Origin of the sequence: Rhodococcus jostii NBRC 16295, from assembly GCF_001894825.1 — a bacterium.
Taxonomy (GTDB): domain Bacteria; phylum Actinomycetota; class Actinomycetes; order Mycobacteriales; family Mycobacteriaceae; genus Rhodococcus_F; species Rhodococcus_F jostii.
Genome location: NZ_BCWY01000023.1, coordinates 92,766 through 114,718 on the forward strand (window position 1 = coordinate 92,766; position 21,953 = coordinate 114,718).

General features: G+C 64.3%; 20 protein-coding genes. 16 read left to right on the forward strand and 4 right to left on the reverse strand.

The features are described 5' to 3' along the window. Nucleotides 1-18: 18 nt before the first annotated feature. Entirely contained in the window at nucleotides 19-939 is a 921-nt protein-coding gene (locus RJ1_RS16855; protein WP_073361726.1) for a PaaX family transcriptional regulator, read from the reverse strand. 324 nt (nucleotides 940-1,263) lie between these two features. Here RJ1_RS16855 and RJ1_RS16860 point away from each other — a divergent pair, with 324 nt between their 5' ends. The 11 genes from RJ1_RS16860 (at nucleotide 1,264) to RJ1_RS16910 (ending at nucleotide 12,113) form a co-directional block, all read left to right on the forward strand. Further along, a complete protein-coding gene (locus RJ1_RS16860) occupies nucleotides 1,264-2,112 on the forward strand; it encodes a PaaX family transcriptional regulator (RefSeq protein WP_205415365.1) in 849 nt (282 codons plus the stop codon). 124 nt (nucleotides 2,113-2,236) lie between these two features. Beyond that, nucleotides 2,237-3,154, forward strand: a complete 918-nt coding sequence (locus RJ1_RS16865; protein ID WP_073361730.1) for a transporter substrate-binding domain-containing protein — start codon at nucleotides 2,237-2,239, stop codon at nucleotides 3,152-3,154. Between the two features lie 47 nt (nucleotides 3,155-3,201). Continuing rightward, a complete protein-coding gene (locus tag RJ1_RS16870) occupies nucleotides 3,202-4,137 on the forward strand; it encodes an amino acid ABC transporter permease (RefSeq protein WP_073361732.1) in 936 nt (311 codons plus the stop codon). Then, nucleotides 4,134-4,955 carry an amino acid ABC transporter ATP-binding protein gene (locus tag RJ1_RS16875; protein WP_073361734.1) on the forward strand — a complete coding sequence of 274 codons (822 nt, stop codon included), beginning with the start codon at nucleotides 4,134-4,136 and terminating at the stop codon, nucleotides 4,953-4,955. The genes RJ1_RS16870 and RJ1_RS16875 overlap by 4 nt, the downstream gene beginning before the upstream one ends. Further along, nucleotides 4,952-6,106: a CapA family protein gene (locus tag RJ1_RS16880; RefSeq protein WP_073361736.1), complete on the forward strand. Its 1,155-nt coding sequence runs from the start codon at nucleotides 4,952-4,954 to the stop codon at nucleotides 6,104-6,106. Before RJ1_RS16875 ends, RJ1_RS16880 begins: the two co-directional genes overlap by 4 nt. Beyond that, nucleotides 6,106-7,344 (forward strand): CaiB/BaiF CoA transferase family protein, encoded by a 1,239-nt coding sequence (locus tag RJ1_RS16885; RefSeq protein WP_073361738.1) that lies wholly within the window; start codon nucleotides 6,106-6,108, stop codon nucleotides 7,342-7,344. Before RJ1_RS16880 ends, RJ1_RS16885 begins: the two co-directional genes overlap by 1 nt. A gap of 80 nt (nucleotides 7,345-7,424) precedes the next feature. Next, nucleotides 7,425-8,483 carry a 2-hydroxyacyl-CoA dehydratase family protein gene (locus RJ1_RS16890; RefSeq protein ID WP_073361740.1) on the forward strand — a complete coding sequence of 353 codons (1,059 nt, stop codon included), beginning with the start codon at nucleotides 7,425-7,427 and terminating at the stop codon, nucleotides 8,481-8,483. Beyond that, nucleotides 8,480-9,742, forward strand: coding sequence for a 2-hydroxyacyl-CoA dehydratase family protein (locus RJ1_RS16895; RefSeq protein WP_073361742.1), 1,263 nt, complete (start codon nucleotides 8,480-8,482; stop codon nucleotides 9,740-9,742). Before RJ1_RS16890 ends, RJ1_RS16895 begins: the two co-directional genes overlap by 4 nt. A gap of 6 nt (nucleotides 9,743-9,748) precedes the next feature. Next, nucleotides 9,749-10,987: an MFS transporter gene (locus RJ1_RS16900; protein WP_083400579.1), complete on the forward strand. Its 1,239-nt coding sequence runs from the start codon at nucleotides 9,749-9,751 to the stop codon at nucleotides 10,985-10,987. A 175-nt stretch (nucleotides 10,988-11,162) separates the two neighbouring features. Then, entirely contained in the window at nucleotides 11,163-11,579 is a 417-nt protein-coding gene (locus tag RJ1_RS16905) for a TIGR03667 family PPOX class F420-dependent oxidoreductase (RefSeq protein WP_073361746.1), read from the forward strand. Nucleotides 11,580-11,678: 99 nt separating this feature from the next. Next, entirely contained in the window at nucleotides 11,679-12,113 is a 435-nt protein-coding gene (locus tag RJ1_RS16910) for a VOC family protein (RefSeq protein WP_073361748.1), read from the forward strand. Nucleotides 12,114-12,125: 12 nt separating this feature from the next. On the opposite strand, the gene RJ1_RS16915 is transcribed toward RJ1_RS16910, so the two are convergent. Continuing rightward, entirely contained in the window at nucleotides 12,126-12,962 is an 837-nt protein-coding gene (locus RJ1_RS16915) for a nucleotidyltransferase domain-containing protein (protein ID WP_073361750.1), read from the reverse strand. Between the two features lie 38 nt (nucleotides 12,963-13,000). Between RJ1_RS16915 and RJ1_RS16920 the strand changes: the two genes are divergently transcribed. Next, entirely contained in the window at nucleotides 13,001-13,396 is a 396-nt protein-coding gene (locus RJ1_RS16920; protein WP_073361752.1) for a VOC family protein, read from the forward strand. Nucleotides 13,397-13,525: 129 nt separating this feature from the next. Here RJ1_RS16920 and RJ1_RS16925 read toward each other — a convergent pair whose 3' ends face one another. Together RJ1_RS16925 and RJ1_RS16930 are read right to left on the reverse strand one after the other, a co-directional pair. After that, entirely contained in the window at nucleotides 13,526-14,224 is a 699-nt protein-coding gene (locus RJ1_RS16925; RefSeq protein WP_073361753.1) for an acyl-CoA thioesterase domain-containing protein, read from the reverse strand. A 210-nt stretch (nucleotides 14,225-14,434) separates the two neighbouring features. Continuing rightward, the gene (locus RJ1_RS16930) at nucleotides 14,435-15,520 is read right to left on the reverse strand and encodes an NAD(P)H-dependent flavin oxidoreductase (protein WP_073361755.1); all 1,086 of its coding nucleotides are present in this window, start codon (nucleotides 15,518-15,520) and stop codon (nucleotides 14,435-14,437) included. 789 nt (nucleotides 15,521-16,309) lie between these two features. Between RJ1_RS16930 and RJ1_RS16935 the strand changes: the two genes are divergently transcribed. The 4 genes from RJ1_RS16935 to RJ1_RS16950 all read left to right on the forward strand — a co-directional run bounded on the left by RJ1_RS16935 (nucleotide 16,310) and on the right by RJ1_RS16950 (nucleotide 21,919). Continuing rightward, entirely contained in the window at nucleotides 16,310-16,951 is a 642-nt protein-coding gene (locus tag RJ1_RS16935) for a TetR/AcrR family transcriptional regulator (protein ID WP_073361757.1), read from the forward strand. Between the two features lie 367 nt (nucleotides 16,952-17,318). After that, on the forward strand, nucleotides 17,319-18,239 hold the full coding sequence (locus tag RJ1_RS16940; RefSeq protein ID WP_073361787.1) for an alpha/beta hydrolase: 921 nt from the start codon (nucleotides 17,319-17,321) through the stop codon (nucleotides 18,237-18,239). A gap of 250 nt (nucleotides 18,240-18,489) precedes the next feature. After that, entirely contained in the window at nucleotides 18,490-19,395 is a 906-nt protein-coding gene (locus tag RJ1_RS16945) for a helix-turn-helix transcriptional regulator (protein ID WP_073361759.1), read from the forward strand. A 214-nt stretch (nucleotides 19,396-19,609) separates the two neighbouring features. Continuing rightward, nucleotides 19,610-21,919, forward strand: coding sequence for an ATP-binding protein (locus tag RJ1_RS16950; RefSeq protein WP_073361761.1), 2,310 nt, complete (start codon nucleotides 19,610-19,612; stop codon nucleotides 21,917-21,919). Nucleotides 21,920-21,953: the final 34 nt, after the last annotated feature.

Sequence of the window (21,953 nt, forward strand, 5' to 3'; positions counted from 1 at the left end):
GTGTGGACGGACTCCAGGTCACTCAGCGCTGGGTTCCAGTATCCGTGCGCCTCTCCATAGATCCGTACTTGTCCGGTGGACGGCGAATTCGGCCAGTTCCGGTGAGTGTCGTTCGACGATCTCTCGCATCCTCGATTCTGCGAGTGGACCGAGGTGGTCGTAGATCTCGATGAAGCAGCGTCGCGCCTTCTCTCTCGGCCATTGGTGTGGCAGGACCTCGAGCGGCAGGTCTGGGTCTATTTCGGCGAAACTCTTCCACCGAGCCATCACCTTGGTTCGAGTGACCAGCGCTTCGGCCGGTGACGTGCGCCCCTGCAGTACTCGGGAGCGTAGCCGGGACGTATCGTCCGCGAAACTTTCGTATTCATCAGCGATTTCGCGCAGACTCCATGCGGCAACAGGATGTCCGCTCGCCGAGTTGCCGTCCGCCAATCTTGCACGAGTGACTGTCGCTCGGTCGGCGTTCACTTCGGAGAGCACTGACAGGGCGTCGTGCGTGAGATCCCAGGGAGACACCCATACGCCGTCGTACAGCAATCCGAGGCCTAGGGTACGAAGCCGGGTGCGAAGGATCCGCCGCATTTCTCGCTGGTCCTCGGGGACTGAGAACATCACGAACGTCCACCGACCATCCCACGAACGGTCTCCTGAACCGAACCGGAAGATCTTCTGGAGTCGAGCCGCAGCCAACTCATCGGTCTTCGGTGGGACACCGTAGTAGGTGGTTCGGCCGACTTTCGAGACCACGACGAGGTCGCGGGCGGCGAGCCTGCGGATTGCTGCACGGGCGGCGGGCTCGGCGAGCCCGAACTCGGCGAGCAGGTCCACGAGCACTCTCGACGGCAACGGTTCGGTGCGCCAGAACCAGTAGTCACCCAGCAGGGTGGTCAGGAGGCGCTGCGAGTCCTGATATCGGGATCGCGTCGAGCTGTCACTCACTGTGACAGCCTAGCGTCGCGATTCTCTATTGCGTGCAGCGACGGAATCGGCTGGTCGATGGGCCTGGACAGCGGTGGCGGTCCACCCGTGTCGGCCCTCCGCACAATTGCCGCTAGGCAAATGTGATGCGGACCTCTATCATCAAACAGTACTTTCCAATGTCCGAAGGGTCGTTAATTTGTCTTCTAACTGACGGATGCACTTCTGCGCCGACTTGCGGTGGTGCACGCAGGCTGATGGCCGCACCGCGGCGTCAATGCGAGCGTTGGCTGCGCGTGGCGATCGATGCTGCCCTTTTGCGCTCAGGAGAGTATTGTCAATTTCGTGACGAACGCAGCGAATGTGCATAACGAATCCGTAGTCGGCGTGAAGCCGCAGAGCGTCTTACTGACGGTCCTCGGACAATATGTACTCGGCCGCGACGTGGTTGTGAGTACGTCCAGCATTCTCGATGCTCTCTCTTCCCTGGGGGTTGGTGAGCACGCGACGCGATCTGCTCTCAACCGCATGGTCAACGGCGCCCTTCTGACGCGGCATCGCTATGGACGCAATGCGTACGTAGGCCTGACGCCGCGGGCGAGGGCGATCTTGCAGGATGGTCACGTCCGGATCTGGCGCACGGGGGCCGTCGAAAGCAACTGGGACGGCACCTGGACGCTGCTCAGCTTCAGCTTTCCCGACTCCTGGCAGCGGCAGCGCCACGAACTTCGTGCGCGACTCCAATGGGCAGGATTCGGTTCTTTGCAAGGTGGACTGTGGATTTCGCCGTCATCTCGGGACGTCGCCGACGTTCTGGACGGGATCGAGGGCGCTGATCGTGTGCGGGTGTTCTACAGCCGTGCCGAATCGAGTATGGACGTTCCCGCGATGCTGCGAGATGCGTGGGACATCGAGGAAATCGCGCATCGGTACGAGCGGTTCCTCGGGCGATGGGGCGGTCCCGGGCAACCAGGTCCGGCGAGCGCGCTCGGAACGCAATTGTTGCTGGTGACGGAGTGGCTCGACGTCATTCGGCAGGATCCTCGACTGCCGTTGGATCATCTGCCGGCCGATTGGCCGGCTTCCCCTGCTCAGCAGTTGTTTCGTGACCTGCACGACCGGCTGGATCCGGTGGCCCGGGCGGAGGCCGCCGAGCGATTCGATCTACGCCCCACCGAAACCGGCCACGAATAGAAGTCTCGTCAGAATCTTGACGAACGTTATACTTTCAACTAGCTTCGGTCCCGTTGCACGCGTCACTTCGAGGCTTCGGAGACCGTCGAGTCTCGAAGCCCCTCTGACAATCAAGTGAGGGACCATGAGGCTCGCCCGTTCGAAGGCCCTGCTCGCCGTCATCGCACTGTCTGCGCTGGCGATGACAGGTTGTACATCGATTGACCAGAAGAACGCCGAGACCGAGCAGTTGTCGGGACCGGGGGCAAATGCCGGCGTTCTCTACAACCAACTGCCCCAGGCCATCAAAGACAAGGGCGAGATCGTCTTCGCGGGGGACTCGCATCCCCCGTACCGGACTGTCGGACCGGATGGCACGACAGTCACAGGCATGGATCCTGATATCCAGCAAGCGCTGTCAGGTGTGCTCGGCATCCCCGTGCGCATCGAAATCACCAGCGGGCTTCCCGCAATGCTGTCCGGGATGCTGTCCGGCCGATACGACGCGTTCAACGGGCCGGTGAAGGCCACGCCGGAGCGGCTTGCACAGTTCGACGGCGTTCAATGGCTCACCAGTCGCACGTCGTACCTCATCCCGGAGACCGGCGGGATCGCGGCGCAGAACACGGACGAGCTCTGTGGCACCCGATCCGCCGGAGTGGTGGGTTCCATCACCGAGGAGCAGGTGCGCAAACTCTCGGATTGGTGCGTGAACAAGGGCGGGCTGCCGGTCGAATTCGTCGGTCTGGCCGACACCAACTCCACGCTGCTGGCAGTCCAGTCGGGACGAGCCGACTCGGCTGCCCTCACACAGAGTGGGGCAATCGATACCGCTGCCGCGCAGCCCGACACCTGGCGAACCGTCGCGCAGACCGAGGAACAAGGCGCGCTCGCTGACCAGCTCGTTCTGCTGTCTCCTAAGACCAACGAGCTCGCTCCGGTCTTCTTCGAGGCATTCAAGCTGCTGTTCGCGGACGGGCAGTACACCGAGCTGGTGAAGAAGTGGCAGCTGGAGGACATTGCGATTCCCGCTCCTGTTCTCAACCCCACCCCCGCCGATTGAGCCGGCGCCTCGGTGCCCATCTCGAGACTGAGGACCAAGCAACCCCGATGACTACCTTCCTGCCCAAGCCGGCCAGTACCCAGCACACACCCGAACACGCCGACGTTTCCGAGGCGCGTCCGCGTCTGCGCCCCATGCGGTGGGTAATCTCCGCCGTTCTTCTCGTACTGGCCGCGCAACTTGCGTACTTCGTGGTGAACAACGACCGCTTCGGATGGGACATCGTCTGGGGCTACCTCTTCTATCCGACGGTCCTGAAGGGCCTGGCGATGTCGGTATTCATCACCGTCATCGGCATGGCGGTCGGGTCGCTGCTGGGTGTGGCCCTCGCAGCCGGCCAATCCAGTGACTTCCTGCCGGTCCGCCTGGTCTGCCAGATGTATGTCGGCGTCTTCCGCGGCATCCCCCCGCTCGTGCAGCTGATCTTCTGGTTCAACCTGGCGTACCTGTTGCCGGACATCTCCATCGGCATCCCATTCGGGCCGACTTTCGGTTCCTGGTCGTCGACCGAACTGATCAGCCCACTCACCGCAGCCTTGATCGGTCTGAGCTTGCACGAGGCGGCCTACATGTCCGAGATCATCCGTTCCGGTCTCGGCGCCGTCGACGCAGGGCAACGGGATGCGGCCCTCGCGATGGGCTTCACGAAGTGGCGGACCTTCTCGAGGGTCATTCTGCCGCAGGCCATGCGAATCATCGTTCCGCCCACCGGAAACCAGTTCATCTCACTGCTCAAAGGCACCTCCCTGGTCTCGGTCATCGCGATGACCGATCTGCTCTTCTCCGTCCAGTTGATCTACAACCGCACCTATCAGGTCGTTCCGCTGCTCATCGTCGCTTGCATCTGGTATCTCGTCGTCGTCTCGTTGCTGACAGTCGTACAACGCCGACTCGAACGCCGATACGGCAAGGGTCAACGGCGTGAAGAGGTACCCAAGATCAACTGGCGCTCCGGCCTGACCCGACGAAGGATCTCTCGATGACCGACCGTCCCACACCCGTTGTGCGGGTGTCGAATTTGCGGAAGACTTACCACGGAACCACTGCCCTGGACGGGGTCGACCTCGACGTTGCCGAAGGCGAGGTGGTGGTGATCCTCGGGCCGTCGGGATCAGGCAAGTCGACCCTGGTCCGCTGTATCGACCAACTAGAGGAGATCGACGGCGGCGCCATCTACCTCGACGACGAACTCCTGGGATTCGCGCACCGGCACGGCGCCCTCCGACCGCTGACCGACGAGCAGGTTGCCAGGCAGCGCCGACGCATGGGGATGGTGTTTCAGCAATTCAACCTCTTTCCTCATTGGACGGTGCTTCGCAACATCACCGACGCCGCTGTCGCTGTGCACGGAATGTCCCGTCAGGACGCGAAGGCTCGGGCCGAAACGCTTCTGCAGAAGGTCGGCTTGCCCGACAAGGCAGGGGCCTACCCACGGCAGCTCTCCGGTGGCCAGCAGCAGCGCGTCGCGATCGCGCGGGCGGTCGCCACGCGTCCCCGCGTTCTGTTGTTCGACGAACCGACAAGCGCTCTCGATCCAGAGCTCGTCGACGAAGTTCTCAACGTCATCAAGGATCTCGCGCGCACGGGGCTGACGATGATCGTCGTGACCCACGAAATGGAGTTCGCTCGTCAGGTTGCGGACCGCTGCGTCTTCATGGTCGGAGGCAAGGTGGTCGAGCAGAACATCACCGAGGAGTTCTTCGAGCGTCCACAGACGGAGCGCCTGCAGCGGTTCCTCACCCGATTTACCCAGTCGCAGAGCGTGAACCGGGAACGACAACTGGTCCGGGAGGCACAGTGAGCGAGACCTGCACCGTGGTCGCGGTAGGCGACCTCGTCCTCGACGAGCCCGACCCCGAGTACTACTTCGCGCCGAGTACACACATTTTCCGGTCGGCCGACGTGGCAGTCGGGCACATCGAGGTCCCCCATTCGACCAGTACCGTTCAGGCGAGCACCGATGTACCCGCCCCTCCGGCGGACCCCAAGGCGCTGGAAGCGGTCTCGGACGCAGGTTTCGACGTGGTGACACTCGCGGGCAATCATTTCTACGACGTCGGCACCGAGGGTGTACTCGACACGATCGAATACTCGCGCCGGGCAGGATTGAAGACCGCGGGTGGGGGAGCGAACCTCGCCGAGGCGCGCGAACCCGCTGTGCTCGAGGGCGGCGGTCTCCGCGTCGGTGTGCTCAGTTACAACTGCGTCGGGCCGCGTGAGTCGTGGGCTGCGTCGCAAAAGGCCGGCGCCGCCTACGTGAAGGTGTTGACTCATTATGAACTCGACTCCGCCACTCCCGGAGGCCCGCCTTCCATCTATACCTTCGCAACGCCGGACAGCCTGGCCCGGATGAAATCGGACATCGCCGCCCTGAGAGATCAGGTCGATGTCGTAGCCGTTGCGCTGCACAAGGGAATCGGCCATACCCCAGCCCTTCTCGCCGACTACGAGTCTCCGGTGTCCTACGCCGCAATCGACGCCGGAGCCGACATGATCATCGGGCACCACGCGCACATCATGCGAGGCATCGAGATATACAGGGGAAGGCCGATCTTCCACGGCTTGGGCAATTTCGTCACCGTTACCCACGCACTGAGCCCGACCGGGGGTGATTCCGCAGAGCGCCGGGAGTGGGCGGACCGCCGGCAGAAGATGTTCGGTTTCAGCCCGGACCCTGCCATGCCGTCCTACCCGTTCCATCCGGAGAGCCGGAACACGGCCATCGCTACATGCTCATTCGACCGTGGCGGACTGGTCCGCGCCGGCTTCGTGCCCTGCTGGATCGACGACGACGCCCGGCCGGTGCCTCTGACCGCCGACGACCGCCGCGCCGAAGGGGTGGTGGACTATATCGAGAAGATCTCCCGAACAGCCGGTTTCGCCACCGAGTTTCGACGTGACGGGGATGTCGTCGTCGTCACCGCACCCGCAGCACAGCAAAGGATTCGATGATGTCTCAGCGTCCCCTCGAAGGAAAGATCGTCCTCGACCTGACCACCGCGCTCGCCGGTCCCTACGCGACACTTCTGCTCGCCGGACTCGGGGCCCGCGTGATCAAGATCGAGAACCCCGAACGGGGCGGCGACGCCGCCCGCAACAATTCTCCTTACGTCACCCCCGGTGGCCTGTCGGTACAGCGCACAAGCGACGAAGACATGTCGGTGTCGATGCTCTCGCGCGGGCGGAACAAGGAATCGATCACCCTCGATCTGAAGGACCCGCGAGGCAGGCAGGTGTTCCTGGACCTCGCCGCCCGCGCCGACATCGTCGTCGAGAACTACAGCGCCGGTGTCACCGAACGACTGGGAATCGACTACGGGGCTGTCGTCGAAGCAAATCCACGACTCGTGTACACCTCCATCAGCGGATTCGGTAGCCAGGGTGGCCCAGGTACCGGCAAGGCGATGGACACCATCATCCAAGCTCTCAGCGGTGTGATGATGACGGCCGGTAGCCCGGGTGACGCGCCGATCAGGTTCGGGTTGCCCATCGGTGACCTCGTCGCCCCATTGTTCGCCGTGATCGGTACCCTGTCGGCGGTCATCCAGGCGGAGAGCACCGGCCGCGGCCAGCACGTCGACGTCTCCATGCTCGGCGCACTGACCTCGATGGTCGCTGCAGAACCTTTCGACGCGTTCGAAATGATCGGCCTTCCCACCCGCACCGGCGCACTCGTGCCCCGGCTCGCCCCCTTCGGCACCTTCGAGGCCGAGGACGGGTACTTCGCGATCTGCGCTCCCACCGACGGATTCGCGCACGGTGTGCTGACGGCGATCGGCCGGTCCGACCTGATCGCGGACCCGAAGTTCGCCCGCCGGGACGGACGAGTTCACAACGCCGACCAATTGCATGCCATGATCGGACAGTGGGCTGCCGACAAGCCTGTCGCGAAGGTCATTTCGGAGCTGGAAAGCAACGGTGCACCCTGCGCTGAGGTGCGCACACCACGGGACGCGGTGCGCGACCCGATCGTTGTCGACCGCGGCGAGGTGGTTCCGCTCATCCATCCCACATACGGCAACGTCGTGGAATTGTTCGGCAGCGGACTGCCGATCACCATGTCCGAGAGCGAGACCAGCCTGGAGCGGCCTGCACCCGCTCTCGGCGAACACACCGCGCAGGTACTCGCGGAGCTGCTCGACTACGACCAGGGCCGCATCGCAGAACTCGCCGAAAGCCACGTGCTATGACTGTCTGGACGGCATCCGATCGTGTCCAGCGATGGTATGAGAGCCGATTCGATCAAGCGCGTGCGGCTACCGGTCGACCAGTGATCGGTGTCGTCGGAGTCGACGTCCCCGTCGAGATCATCGAGTCCTGTGGCGCTCGCGCGTACAGGCTCTCCGCCGTCGATCGGCAACCCACCGTCGAGGCGGTTCGTCTCCTCGGCGGTGCAGTCGATGCCAGCGCACACTCGATCCTCGATCAGATCCTTGCAGGGGACTTCGATTTCCTTCGTGGGCTGGTGATCTCGCGGGACAGTCAGTCGTCGCTGCGGCTCTTCTACGTGCTGCGCGCCCTGGCGGCGGAGGGGCGAACCGTGCCCCCGATCCACCTCGTGGACCTGCTGCACATACGACGCGAGTCGACCAGGAAGTACAACGTCGACCAGATCGACAAGTTCGCTGCGGCCGTAGCGCAGTGGACAGGCCGGACGCACACGATCGAGAATCTGCGCACGGCGTGCACCGTGCGGGCGGAGCTTGCCGGCCGCCTTCGGGAAGTCCGCGCCCGGAGGAGCGCGGAGGAGCCGACGGTGTCGGGAACGACTGCTCTCCGGCTGTATGCGCTGAGCCAGACCGTGCCTCCGGAAGAGTCTCTCAGCCTGACGGATTCCATTCTGTCCGCCCGGGAACCGGTAGCGGGCAGAGTGCGAATATTCGTCACCGGCAGCGCCCACGACCACGACCACGACTACGCCGCGCTCGAGGCCGGCGGCGCCCAGGTAGTAGGCGAGGATCACAGCTGGGGAGATCCATTGGCGGATCTCTGGACGGAGGTGGGCGAGGCTACCCACCTGGGCGCAGCGCACTCGACGATCGCAGCACACCGGCTCCAGTGCTCGCCCCTGGCACAGACTTCAGGACTGGGCGAGCGCGCCCGATACAGCGCCGAGTGCGTGCGTCGCTCCGGCGCGCAGGCCGTCCTGTCCCTGGTCCGCCGCAATGACCCCGCGCCGGGATGGGACTACCCATCGCTCGTCGAGGAATTGGACAGTGTTGTTCCGACGGCGAAACTGACCGGTGCCACCTACTCCTGGCAGCGCGAGGAACTGGTCGCGGCCATCGAGCAGTTGGAACGAGAAGAATGCGAGGCATCCACACGATGAGTGCAGCACACGCGGAGCCGATCGGCAGACTCGCGGCCGCGACCGCGGCCACCGCACACCAGAAGAAGTGGTTCGCCGAGATGCGGGCCGAGGTGGCATCCGGCGTCCCGCTGGCGCTGGTCAACGCGGATGCGCCGCAGGAGATCCTACGCGCAATGGGCATTCCCTATGTGGTCAACCAATGGTGGGCGTCTGTGGTGGCGGCCAAGCGCATGGGTCCGCAGAGTCTGCAGAGTATTTCTGCTCAGGGCTATCCGGACGACTCGTACCAGTACGACGCGATCGGTCTGGGATCGATGGACCTGCCTGCCGATCGGGCGCCGTGGGGCGGTATGCCACGGCCGGACTTCGTCATTGCCGAGAGCAGCGGCGATGCTACTCGGAAGGTATTCGACCTCTGGGCGAAGCATCCGGACACAGAGTTCTTCGCGTTCGAGCGGTCCTCGGCAACCACTGCCCCCGACGACTGGTGGGATGTCGTCCCGCACCGCTGGGAGGATGCGTACGCGAGCGACCGCCTGGATCTGATGACCAGTGAGAATTGGCAACTCGTCGAGTTTCTCACCGAACGCACCGGCCGCACGTTCGACCTCGACCGGTTGGCCGCAGTGATGGGCCTGGTCAACGAGCAGGCCGAGTGGAATCGACGGACCCGCGACCTTCTGGCCTCGTCTCGTCCCACTCCGGTGTCGATCAACGACAGTATTCCCGCCGTGATGATCCCGCAGTGGCACCGCGGCAGCGAGTGGGCTCGCGACGCGGCCCGCTCGCTGTACCTCGAGGTCGAGCAGGCAGTGCGCGGCGGTCGGGCCGTTTGCCCCGACGAGCGCATCCGGCTCATGTGGATCGGGCGCGGCCTGTGGTTCGACTTGGGCCTCTACCAACGCTTTCAAGACAAGTACGGGGCGGTATTCGTCTGGTCGATGTACCTGGCGATCGCCGCCGACGGGTATCCGCGGTACGGGAACGACCCGATGCGCACCCTCGCTGCGCGCTTCGTCGGGTTCACCGATCAGCTCTACACACCGCCGTGGTCGTCCCAATGGTACGTCAAAGAGGCGCTCGCCCACGGTGTCGACGCCGTCGTGCACCTCGTGGCCGACGACGTGCCGGGCGGCACCTTCACCACTGCAGCGTTGGAGGAGGCGGGCATTCCGGTGCTCGAGATCAACGCCAGCAACGCTGACTCACGTGGGGATTCGGCGGCCGTGGTCGAGCGCTCGATCGGGGAGTTTCTGGAACGGAGGATCGCGGTCTGACTGTCCATGTCTTCCCTCGTTCCGCGACCTCTCCGTAGGCGCAACTTCGCCCTCTACTTCACCGGTCAGGTCGCATCCAGCACCGGTGTGTGGTTCCAGAACTTGGCATTGAGTCTGTGGATCATCGAGACAACCGAAAGCGCCAGAGCGCTCGCGTTGGTGACGGTGTGCCAGTTCGCGCCGATTCTGCTCCTCAGTGCGTTTGCCGGGGCCGTCGCCGACCGACACCGGCCACGACGAATACTCTTCGTCACAGCAGCATTGTCGTCGTTGTGCGCAGCGGCGCTGGCCGTTGCGGCGAGGTCCGGACCTGACCACATGCCCGTGCTGTTCGCGATCATTGCCGTCTCCGGGGTGGTGCAAGCTTTCGACCGGACAGCCGGTCAGTCCTTCCTGTTCGAACTCGTCGGCGCGAAGGAACTCGCCGCGGCCGTTTCTCTGAATACCGTTGCGCTGTCCGCGGCTCGCTCGATCGGCCCCGGGTTGGCCGGCCTCGCATACGCAGCGGCTGGGCCGGCGACCTGCTTCGCGATCAATTCGGGAACGTACATATTCGTGATTGTTGCGTTGTGCTTCATGAACTCGACTTCGCTCGGACAGAACCAGACTCGGCGTGAAAGCGGAAAAGGGGTAGGCGATTCGGCGCGATCGCTCCTCGCCGACAAGGATTTGCGATCACTTTTCGCGACCAACGTCGCGGTGACCGTACTCGCGATGAACTTCATGGTGGTCGTCACGGCGATGGTGACCGTCACCCTCGACGGCACTGCCGCGCAGCTCGGCGCTGCGCACGCCCTCAACGCGGTCGGCGCTGTGATCGGAGGCGTCGTTATCTCAATGCTGCCGAGTGTGCGCCTCCGAATCGTCGCCGCCACCACAGTGGTACTCGGCGGCGCGCTGGGGTTTGCAGCATTGTCGCCCACTATCGCGTTCTATCTGGTTGTGTCGCCGCTCATCGGACTAGGTCTGGGCGGGTTTCAAAGCTCACTGAACAGCACCGTGCAAACTCTCAGCCCAACGCATCTGCTCGGTCGTTCGTCGGCGCTCCTGACAATGAGCAGTGTCGGCGTCGCACCGGTCGGAGCGGTTATCGCAGGTTCGATCATCGACGCGACTTCAGCTCGCCTTGCGATGGCCCTGGGAACCATCACCTGCCTGGTGTGCAGCCTGGCGCTCGTCCGTGGGACCAGACAGCGCCAGTCGCACAACCGCGCGGACGACGCAGCACCCGCTCGAACCAACTGACCCGGACTGTGGGTGGGTCGGTTCCTACAGCATCTGTCGGAGGAAACGACGTCGACAATGCTGTGGTCGTTTCGACCGACGCGAGTCGCCAGTCCCTCGATCGGGAAGATCGCGCACTGCGCCGCGGTTGATACCGGTTGAGGGTTGAGCATCGGAAACGACACAGGAGTACGCAATGACTCTTTCAGCGTCCGCGATCCCCGAATCCGTAGCCGACCGACTGGAGCGGGAGACCATCGTCTGGTTGACGACCGTCGGTCGCAGCGGCACGCCGGTTCCCACCCCGGTGTGGTTCGAATGGTCGGGTACCGAGTTCCTGATCTTCAGCCGACCGGAGACAGCCAAACTGGCTAACATCGAGAAGAATCCGCAGGTCGCGCTGAATTTCAACAGCAGCGCGCAGGGCGGTGAGGTGTCGGTGTTCACCGGGACGGGCCGCGTCGACGCGGACGGTCCGACGCCTGCGGAGTGGGCGGCGTACGTCGAGAAGTACAGTGGAGACATGGCCGGTCTGGAGTACACGCCCGAGAAGTTCCAGCAGGACTACTCGACGCTCATCCGCGTCACCCCGGGCCGGTTGCGCGGCTGGTAGTCCCGATTTCTCGGCGGAACAACGGCAACGAGGCCGCCGATGCACCACCATCTGATGCGAAGCATTTTCACTCCCCACAAAAATGGAGGGCGTCGCATCATGGACTGGACACTCGAAGTGGTCATTCTGCCCGTCAGTGACATCGATCGATCCGTCGCGTTCTACCGCGACAAGCTGGGCTTCCATCTCGATCACGACACCGTCAACGAGCACATGCACGTCGTTCAGCTGACCCCGACCGGTTCGGGCTGCTCGATCGTGATCGGCGACCTCCCGTCGCAGACGGAGATGACGCCGGGGTCGTTGAGGGGGCTGCAGTTGGTGGTTGCCGACGCCGCGGCGGCCCGGCAGGAGTTGCTCGATCGAGGCGTCGAGGTCAGTGAGATCACGGTGTTCGACGAGCGGGACGGGGGAACGTTCTTCGGTTTCGCCGATCCCGACGGCAACACGTGGGCCGTCCAGCAGATCAAGGCGCGGGCGGAGAATCCGCTGATTCCGGTCGAGGCCCGCGGGCGGTTCGGGGAGAACGCCTGACGGTTCGCACAGTCACGTCAGGGGACAGGCGTTCCGGGTGTCCTCGACGAGTTGCTCGGCGAGGGTGAGGGTGGCGGTCAGTTCGTCCGGTGTCGTTCCGAGCCGGCCGAGGACGGCGTGAGCGCGAGTGCTGAAGTCGGCGGGTGCGTTCGGGAGCGCACCGGCCGCGGCGACGGCGCCTTTTTCGTTGATCAGCCAACGTCGGGCATGCGCGTGCAGGGCGTGGGTGCACAGGCACACCACACGGAACAGGCAACCCGCCACATACGTCGCATCGGCGCGGGGGATCGCCTTGCGGGCCAGCATGGTGACGAAGTCCGCCTCCCACAGTCGCCGCACCAGCGCTTCGCGCAACGGGTCCGGGTACTGCTGCACGTCGGTGTGGAGCGCGGTGACATGTCCGGACGGATCGGCGAGAATCACCGACAGTGCGAGTTCGCCCGGGTAGGCGAAGTCCGCGAACCCGAACGGATGACCGGTCTGGGCGTGGAACCCGTACACACCCTGTTGCGTGTCCTGCCAGACCGAGGTCACCCGGTCGAGGTCGCGGTACAGCCAGTCGACGGCCCTGCCGTCGATCGACAGCCATGCCCCGCCGTCGACCCACGGTCCCCACTCTCCCGTCCGCGTCGCCGACGCCCCCGCGCCCGCCCACTCCTGCGCGAGGTTGTTCAGCGCGTCGGTGTCGAGAGCCCCGCGGTAATAGACGCCGAGGTCGTAGTCGGATTCCGTCGTGTGCATCCCTCGGGCGCGGCTGCCGCCGAGCGTGACACCGACGACCCCGTCGACGAGACACAACCGCTCGGCAAGGGGCTGCAACACCACATCTTCGAATTCCACACCCCACATCGTCCACGTAGGCCCCGCACAGCGGATAAATTCGGTGCATGCTCATTCTGGGAACGACCGTGATCGGGGCCCGCGACGTGGGGCGCGCAACCAGGTTCTGGACCGAGGCACTCGGGTTGACCGCGCTCCCGCCCGTCGGCGACAACGGCTTCACCAACCTGACGCAGCCCGACGGCCGGCCACTGCTCGCGATCCAGCAGAGCGAACACGACGCGGAACCCGAACCACGGCTGCACCTCGACCTGCACGCCCGCGACGGCGACGATCAGGCGGCGGAAATCGAGCGACTGGTCGGTCTCGGCGCGCAGCGGGTGCCGTGGGACCGGTACCCAGAGGATTCGGATTTCGTCGTGCTGGCCGACACCGAGGGCAACCGGTTCTGCGTCATCGACAACGCCCGCGCGCCCGAACAGTGCCGGCTCGAGATGTCCTGAGGTCGACTCCTCCACTCCGCATCGTCAGCAGCGTCAACCTCTCCCGACGCCTCGGTCAGCACTCAACCTGTTCTGACTCGGCGATCCGGGTAGTCGGCCACACCGCGCTGATCATTGCTCGAGCATCACCTACTGCAGCACAATGGGCCGCTGCTGAAGGCAGGACACCGACACCGAACCGAATCCCCCGGCGGAGTCGAACATCGTGGCCACCCCGGCCGACAATCCGTCGCCCTCGAACCGCTCCGCAAGCGTCATGCCCAATGCGGTCTCGGTGGGACGGCGGACGATGTTCATCGTCAGATCCGCGTTGATGAAGGCCAAGCCGTCAGGTCCTGCGTTCGCCACCGCGTTGGTGATGTCGGCGGCAGCCGCTGCGGCCTGGAAGGGCGTCAGGTCTTCGCCTTCGACGATCGGTACTGGGAAGTGCCAGACGCTCTTGGCGTGTGCGTCGCGCGGCACTGCGCCGTCCGTGAGCCAGTCCCCCTCGTGCCGGCGATAGACGCGTTCGATACCGCCAATCGGCGGAGGCGGCTGCGGGACCTCAGCGATCACGTCGATACCGCTGTGCGGCAACTCTGTTGGACGCAGGAACAGTGCGGTCCCACGGGCCACCGCGGCGCCAGCCTGCATCAGCGTGGCGTCGAGCAGACAGAGCCTGCGTCCTTGACGCAAGACCGTGGTGGCGACTGAGCACGGTGACTCGCCCGCCGGACGGAACAGATCGAGGGTCCATCGTGCCGGAGACAGGTCGGACCGACCGAGGTCGGCGACTCTCCGTTCCGCCGCTCGGGCCAACACCCCGCTCACCGCCATGCCACGCAGCATGCGACTCCCCCATCCTCCGAAGGCACGAGGCAACGGACTCAGGATCTCCCGTTCGGGAGACGCGGGGACATGGGAATCGACTCGGTAGAACGCAGACAGAGACACCGAAGACCTTTCGTCGGGATGTCGCTCGGCGGAGGTCCGCTTGACTCGGTCTCCGAAGGGAGGGAGTGGCGCCGACCTGTTCAGGCCGGCGCCACCCGCGACGATCTACTGCGAGTACTTGATTCGCCCACTGGATGCGTCGAGGGCCTCCGCAGTCTCTCGGACGAGACGCTCGAGCACCTGGCCGGCCGGCAGGACATCGCGGATCAGACCCGAGCCCTGTCCGGCGGGCAGCGCCTGCTGGTTCTCGAGATCCGCTTCGGCAGCAGCGAATCGCACCGGGCCGATGGCCACGCGCTGCTTCGGATAACCGAGCAACTGATCCTCGCGGCCCTGCCACACCTCAGTGAAACGGTTTTGCAGCTGGCGCACGTACAGACCGTCGAAGAGCAGCGAACGGATCGTGGTGTCGTGATCGGCCTCCACGATCGACTGCTTGTAATTCGGCCCGACGCTGGACTCCTCGGTGTTGATGAACCGAGTGCCGATCCAGGCGCCCTGCGCGCCCTGGGTCAGCACACCGGCGATCTGGGCGCCGGTCACCAGACCACCGGCAGCAACCACCGGAACGGTGGCGAACTCGAGAACCTCCGACAGCAACGTCACCAGACCGATGTCACCCGTGTGCCCGCCGCCCTCGGTACCCTGCACGACGACGATGTCCGTGCCGTTGGCGATCGCGCGCTTCGCATGCGAGGCCCGACCGACCATCGAGATGGTCTTGGCGCCCCAACTGTGCGCGTGCTGTACCGCCCACTCCGGCGTTCCCAGCGCACATGCGATGACCTCGACTCCGTACCGCTCGCAGATCTCCATCTTGCGCTTGGCGTCGTCGATACCCATCGCCTGGTCATCGACCGGCTTGACCTCGATGCCCAGCGCTTCGACCTCTGCTTGCAACTCCTTGATGGGATCGGGCAGATCCTCGTGTTTGACCGGCTCCGGCTTCTGGGGTGCACGCGGCGGAAATCCGATGTCCACGCACACCGGCTTGTCGGTCACACTGCGCACGTACTTGATCTCCTCCTCGAGCCGCTCGGGCGTCGGCGAGATCGCCGCGATAGTGCCGAGGCCTCCGGCTTTGGAGACGGCCGCGGCCAGTGGGCCGAAGGCCACACCGCCCATGCCGGCCTGCAGAATCGGGTACTCGATGTTCAGCAGATCGCAGAGATCGGTCTTGAGAATTGCCATTTCGCCTTCTCCTTCATATATGGCGGGATTCACGCTTGGCTGGTCTTCCGCAGGCTGTGCCGCGGTAGTCGTCGATGTGGTCAGGACGTTCGTTGAAAGGTCGCTGCGAGGCCCTGGCCGCCGCCGATACGCATTGTCTTGATCGCGTAGCGGCTGCGCGACGCTCCAACTCGCGGAGCATGGTCGCCAGGATGTGGACGCCGCGGCGCCGACAGGATGTCCCACCGAATGCCCGAGCCGTTGACGTTGCTGCGCTCCTCGAATTCGAGGACCTCATAGCAGCGAAGATTTCTAACAAAACTTTAGATTAAAGTAGAAAGAGACGCAATGGCAGGGGCGACTCAGTCTGCGATCCGCCCAGGAAAATCTGGTGCCGGTGGACGAGGAGGCTCCCATACGACCGGTCTTCAGCAAGGAGGCCGCTTCATCTACTTCGCCAACACCTTCTTCGACACGATCGCCGGCTACGAGGCTCAGCCGGGGCGGTGACCGGACGCCGGTTTCCCGCTCCCTGCATGTCACTTCCGTCCCGGTGACCGTGACCCGTTCCACCGACGGCGAGTGGCCGTATCTGGTCTCGTCTCCACCGGCGTCCTGATTCGCCGATGGCCCCAGCCGCGACTACCACCGATCGACCGCAGACCTCGGTGAGCAGCACAGTCCAGAACGACGGCGACGTCGAGAACACGCGGATCCGGCGACTCCGCCTAGACTGGAACGACAATCTAATGCCGTTGCAGAATTCGTCGGCGATACAGTCGTACGGACGAGCCCGACACGAGGAGTCAGATGACCGCGACCGAGCACGACGACGTCACCGCGGCGCGCATGTCCAAATCTGAGGTGACCCGGGCTCGGATCATCGCCGCCGCGGGCAAGGTCCTCGCCGAGACCGGGTATCAGCACACGAGGTTATCTGCGATCGCAGCGGAGGCCGGCATGCAGACCGGCAGCCTCTACTACTACTTCGATTCCAAGGAGGCGCTGGTCGAGGAGGCTCTGGACGGCGGCGTCCGCGTGGCCCACGAACGAGTGCGACAGTCAGTCGCTGACCTGCCCGGCCCAGCCACTGCGGGAGAACGTCTGTTCGCCGCTATTCGCGCGTTCGTGAAGGTGCGGCTCGAGATCGGCAGCATGTCGCCGGCACATATCCGCAGTTACCGGGACCTGCCCCAGGACATGCGTGAACGCTTGCGTCCGGAACTCGAGGCGTTCTCGTCCCTATGGGACCAGTTGGTGATCGCTGCTGTCGAGTCCGGCGAGATCCGTAAGGACATCGACCCGTTCGTCCTCCACCTTTTCGTCGTGCACACTTCCGAGCAGATCATCAAATGGCCCGATACGGTCCGGACATCCATCGCCCACACCACCGACGTGATGGTCCGGCTCATGACGAACGGGCTGGAAGGACCACCGCACACGAAGCGGTAGCGGTAGCGGTCAGTGGTCGTCGAGCCGCCGCACGACGACTTGCCGATACAGCGGGGCCTCCCACGACTCAAACCCCCGCAGTCACGCAGGACGCCGTCGAGTGCCCGCCAACCGCATCCGCCCCCAGCCCACCTCGCCAGGCGTTCGGGAGGGGCACCGGCGCAGGATGGAGGACACGCAGTGCTTGTCGCAGGAGCACACCTTCCGGCAAGAGGGGGAAGGACCCTTCCCTGGACGAAACTTCCCCTGTTGAGCCGCTCGCGGCTGTGCAAGGCTCATTAGGTGGCCAGCCGAGATGCTTACGGCGCCCATCAATTGCACGCTGAGGTCCTCGAGAACTCGTTTGCACCCTCACCAGGAGATCAAGATGAAAACAGACGTCAAGTTCCCAAGCAATGGGCTTATGCTCGCCGGGCAGCTTTACACCCCCGATGATGACGCCACGAGCGCGCGTCGTCCTGCGATCGTCGTGTCCCACCCCTTCGGTGGCGTGAAAGAACAGACCGCCGGCCTCTACGCCACCAAGTTGGCGGACGAGGGTTTCGTCGCATTGACCTTCGACGCCTCCTACCAGGGAGAGAGTGAAGGTGAGCCGCGCTTCCTCGAAAACCCCTTTGCCCGTGCCGAGGACATCAAGAGTGCCGTTACCTTTCTGACGACACGCGACGAGGTCGATCCAGAGCGAATTGGCGCTCTCGGTATCTGTGCGTCTGGAGGCTACGTTCCGTACGCTGCCCAAACCGAGCATCGCATCAAGGCCGTAGCCACCGTCAGCGGCGCCGATATGGGGGCGCTGTTCCGTGAGGGCCTCGGCGGGGGCCAGAGCGAAGACGTCATCCGTGGGATGCTCGACGAGGCAGGGATGGACCGTACCGAGGAAGCCCTCGGAAAGGAGCCCCGTCTGCTGCGCGTCGTCCCTGAAACAGAAGAGGAGGCGGAGGGCATGCCAACTCTGTACCGAGAGGGACGCGACTACTATCGGACCCCTCGCGCCCAGCATCCCAACTCCCCGAACTGGTGGGTCGCCCGAAGCGTCGATCAGATCGCTCAGTACTCCTCGTATGACCTCATCCATCTCATTTCACCGCGCCCACTGCTGATGATTGCCGGCACGGAAGCCGATACCGCGTATTTCAGCCGCGAAGCGATCGAAAAGGCGAACGAGCCGAAAGAGTTGTACTGGATCGAAGGTGCCACCCATATCGACCTCTACGACAAGGAGGAATACGTGCCGGAGGTCGTGACGAAGCTGACCGGCTTCTTCCGAGAGAACCTCACGTCCAACTGAGTCAGAGGGACGACAAGCGGACCTCCAGCCTTCGCTCCACGGACGGTAGCCGTACTGTGCAAACGGTACGGCGCCGTTGGGTCGGCTCTTGACTCCCTGACCATCGGAAATTGATATGGGTGTCGAACATTTGGTCGATCGTCTGCTCGTGTTGCCGGCCACAGGGCCACGTACTTCCGAGGTGCGTGTGCGTTCCAGGGGAGAAATTTGCCCTCCCAGGAACTGAACCGACAAGGAAAAATCGGAAACTATGAACCCACGCCAGAGCACGGGTAGCGAGCTGGGCAGATTTCTGCGAGCCCGACGCGCCGAAGTCACCCCCGCCGATGTCGGCCTGCCCAGCACCGACCATCGCCGTGTCCCTGGTCTGCGACGGGAGGAAGTCGCCCAACTCGCCTCGATCAGCACCGACTACTACACCCGCATCGAACAAGGGCGCCTGTCCGGTGCGTCTGCCGCTTCACTGGATGCGATCGCCCAAGCTCTACGTTTGAGCCCGGATCAGACCAGCTACCTCCGTCAGCTTGCCAAGAAGCCCAACATCGCCCGGGGACGCAGATCCGCCGCTCAGCGTGTTCATGCCCAGACCCGAGTTCTATTGGAAAACCTCACCAATGCCCCCGCGCTCGTCCTCGGACGCCACATGCAGATCCTGGCCTGGAACGCGCTCGCCGCAGCCCTCTATACCGACTTTTCCGCCCTGCCGTCCGCCGACCGCAATATGTTGCGCCTGACCTTTCTCGACCCGCGCATCCGGGATCTCTATGTGGACTGGGAAGACAGCGCTCGCGAGTGCGTGGCATTCATCCGCATGGACACCGCCCACGCGCCCACCGATCCTGATCTTCAGGCCCTGGTCGGGGAGCTGTCCGTCCACGACAAGGACTTCAGTCGTTGGTGGGTCTCGCATAACGTCGCCCATAAGACCTTCGGCACCAAACGCTTCCGTCATCCGGTAGCCGGCGAGATCACTCTTGATTGGCAGATGCTCACCTGCCCACACGACCCGCAACAATCCATCATGATCATGACCGCACCGCCTGGAAGCCGCTCACATCAGGCTCTCCGTTTCCTTGCTTCCTGGGCAACCGAACAGTCTCACGACATTCAGTCCGACCAACTCGACACGCGCGTCCAGAAAGAGCAACTCAGCTGACCGGGCTCCTCGTCTTCCCGACGGGCCGCATCGGCATCCCGATCGAAGGCTCCCCAGCTGGAGGCTGCCGGCCGGCTACACGGCACCCGTTGTGGCGCCTCCTCCCACGGTGTATCGGCCTCGTCGGGAGTCCTGTACAGACGATTCCACAGCGAGAGAGAGTGAAACTGGCGACCCGGTTCACAGTCGCACGGGCTGGTGGCACGATGCGAGCATGACGGCGCGCGTTCCAGGAAACCTACCGGCAGAGGTCACGAGCTTCGTCGGCCGCCGCCGGGAGCTTGCCGAAGCAGGACAGCTCCTGCGGACCGCCCGCTTACTGACCTTGGCTGGTCCCGGTGGGATCGGTAAGAGCCGTATGGCGCGTCAGATCGCTGTCGAGGCGCGTCGCTCGTTCCCCGATGGCGCGTGGTTGGTCGAGCTGGCCGATCTTGCCAACGGTGAGATGGCCCCGTCGGTCATCGGCTCCGCGCTCGGACTGTTCCATACCACGACCTCCCCAGTGACTGACCTTGTCGAGCACTTCCAGGGCAAGCAGCTGCTGCTGATCGTCGACAACTGCGAACACATCGTCGACTCGGTCGCCGCGTTGCTCGGCACTCTCCTCACATCAGTGCCCACACTCCGCATCCTGGCCACGAGCCGACAGGTGCTGGGCGTGGAGGGCGAAGTGGTGCTTCCTGTCCGCCCGCTGTCCACGCCTATGCCCGATCGGCCGATTGCCGCGGGTTCCGATGCCGTCACTCTTTTCGCCGAGCGTGCGACCACGGCGCTTCCCGGTTTCACGGTCGACGAGGACAACCGGGCACTCGTGACAGGGATCTGCCAACGCCTCGACGGCGTTCCGTTGGCGATCGAACTCGCCGCGGCTCGCTTACGGGCCTACTCGCTGGAGGACATTCTCCGCCGCCTCGACGATTCGTTGCACGTGCTGGTGAGCACACTGCGCACCGCACCGGAGCGACACCGGACACTGGAATCGACCCTCGACTGGAGTTACCGCCTATGCTCGTCGGCCGAGCAAATCCTGTGGGCGCGACTGTCGGTGTTCGCGGACGGGTTCACCGTTGACGCCGCCGAGGAAGTCTGCGCCGGCGACAGCGTTCCCCGCCACGAGGTCTTCGACCTGATCGCAGGGCTCGTCGACAAGTCGATCGTGAGCAGGGACGGCGAGGCCCACGGGCGTGAGGCCCGGCTGCAAATGCTCGGGCTACTGCGCGGCTTCGGCGCCGAGCGGTTGCGCGAATCCGGTGAGGAACGAGCGGTGCGACTGTGCCACCGCAACTACTTCCGTGCGCTCGCACTCCGAGGTAGCACGGACTACTTCAGCCCGCGTGAATTCGAGTGGTCGCGGCGGGTGCGCAGGGAACACGCGAACATCCGTGCCGCAGTGGAGTTCTGCCAAACCGAGTTGCACGACTTCACAGCAATTCTCGAGATAGCCGCTCCCCTCCAACTCTATCGAGTGGGAGCAAGTTTCGTCGTCGAGGAGCACCGGTGGCTCAACACAGCACTGGACCATGATGTCGAAGCGAGCGAGATCAGAGCTCGCGCCCTGGCGGCGTGCAGCTATGCCGCATCGCTCATGGGCGACGGCGATGAAGGTGAGCAGCGGGCCATCGAGTCCGGCGCTCTGGCAAAACAGTTGGGCCTCGAGCAAGTCGTCGCGGACGCCGCCTGCAGCATCGCGCGAGCCAGCTTTTTCCGAGGTGACAGTGCTCGAACCTTCGAACTCGCACGAGAAGCCGCAGCTATTTGTCAGGAGGTCGGCAACGCCGCCGGGGCCTGTGACGCCCTGTACCGGGCGGCCGTCACAGCGTTCGGTATGGGCGATCATCGAGCATCCGAATACGCGGAGGCCTCGCTCGCACTGGCCACAGAGCACGGTTCACCATTCCGCATCGCGAGTGGCCTGTGGATTGCCGGGCTCCAGGACTGGCGGGACGGTAAGCAGGAAAGAGCGACTACACGGCTGCGTGAGGCCCTGACCCTCTACCATTCGGTCGGCTTCCTCGCCGGAATCGCAATGTGTTGTGAGGCTTTGGCCGGGGCGGCCACATCCGAAGGGGACTATGAGCGGGCCGCCTGTCTGCGGGGCGCAGCCGATACGAGATGGCGTGGTTCTGCGGCCCCCTTCCCCCAGGCCGTCGTCCGCAGCCTCCACACCGAACCAGTCGACGACGCGATTCACCGAGCTCTGAGCGAAACACAGTACGAGGCTGCATTCGGTCGAGGCGCCGCATTTTCGGTCGAGGAGACGGTCGAGTACGCGGTCGCCGGCCGGAGCCAACCCTCAGCGCCGCGGGCCGCCTCAACCTCTGAACCCGTTCAGCTCACCCGACGGGAGGCGGAGGTCGCCGAACTCGTTGCACGTGGGCTGAGCAACCGCGACATCGCCGTCAAACTGGTAATCGCACAACGGACAGCGGAAGGTCACGTCGAACGCATCCTCAGCAAGCTCGGCTTCCGCTCACGTGCTCAGATCGCGGCGTGGGTGACCGAGCGGGGCCAGACCCAGAAGTGAGCTCAAACCGGGTACAGGTACGTATTCAGGTATT

What these genes read in the sequence shown, in the direction of transcription:
- RJ1_RS16865 (WP_073361730.1), top strand. Translation starts at nt 2,237, where the DNA reads ATGAGGCTCGCCCGTTCGAAGGCCCTGCTCGCCGTCATCGCACTGTCT.
- RJ1_RS16870 (WP_073361732.1), top strand. Translation starts at nt 3,202, where the DNA reads ATGACTACCTTCCTGCCCAAGCCGGCCAGTACCCAGCACACACCCGAA.
- RJ1_RS16875 (WP_073361734.1), top strand. Translation starts at nt 4,134, where the DNA reads ATGACCGACCGTCCCACACCCGTTGTGCGGGTGTCGAATTTGCGGAAG.
- RJ1_RS16885 (WP_073361738.1), top strand. Translation starts at nt 6,106, where the DNA reads ATGTCTCAGCGTCCCCTCGAAGGAAAGATCGTCCTCGACCTGACCACC.
- RJ1_RS16895 (WP_073361742.1), top strand. Translation starts at nt 8,480, where the DNA reads ATGAGTGCAGCACACGCGGAGCCGATCGGCAGACTCGCGGCCGCGACC.
- RJ1_RS16900 (WP_083400579.1), top strand. Translation starts at nt 9,749, where the DNA reads ATGTCTTCCCTCGTTCCGCGACCTCTCCGTAGGCGCAACTTCGCCCTC.
- RJ1_RS16905 (WP_073361746.1), top strand. Translation starts at nt 11,163, where the DNA reads ATGACTCTTTCAGCGTCCGCGATCCCCGAATCCGTAGCCGACCGACTG.
- RJ1_RS16910 (WP_073361748.1), top strand. Translation starts at nt 11,679, where the DNA reads ATGGACTGGACACTCGAAGTGGTCATTCTGCCCGTCAGTGACATCGAT.
- RJ1_RS16915 (WP_073361750.1), bottom strand. Translation starts at nt 12,962, where the DNA reads ATGTGGGGTGTGGAATTCGAAGATGTGGTGTTGCAGCCCCTTGCCGAG.
- RJ1_RS16920 (WP_073361752.1), top strand. Translation starts at nt 13,001, where the DNA reads ATGCTCATTCTGGGAACGACCGTGATCGGGGCCCGCGACGTGGGGCGC.
- RJ1_RS16925 (WP_073361753.1), bottom strand. Translation starts at nt 14,224, where the DNA reads ATGCTGCGTGGCATGGCGGTGAGCGGGGTGTTGGCCCGAGCGGCGGAA.
- RJ1_RS16930 (WP_073361755.1), bottom strand. Translation starts at nt 15,520, where the DNA reads ATGGCAATTCTCAAGACCGATCTCTGCGATCTGCTGAACATCGAGTAC.
- RJ1_RS16935 (WP_073361757.1), top strand. Translation starts at nt 16,310, where the DNA reads ATGACCGCGACCGAGCACGACGACGTCACCGCGGCGCGCATGTCCAAA.
- RJ1_RS16940 (WP_073361787.1), top strand. Translation starts at nt 17,319, where the DNA reads ATGAAAACAGACGTCAAGTTCCCAAGCAATGGGCTTATGCTCGCCGGG.
- RJ1_RS16945 (WP_073361759.1), top strand. Translation starts at nt 18,490, where the DNA reads ATGAACCCACGCCAGAGCACGGGTAGCGAGCTGGGCAGATTTCTGCGA.
- RJ1_RS16950 (WP_073361761.1), top strand. Translation starts at nt 19,610, where the DNA reads ATGACGGCGCGCGTTCCAGGAAACCTACCGGCAGAGGTCACGAGCTTC.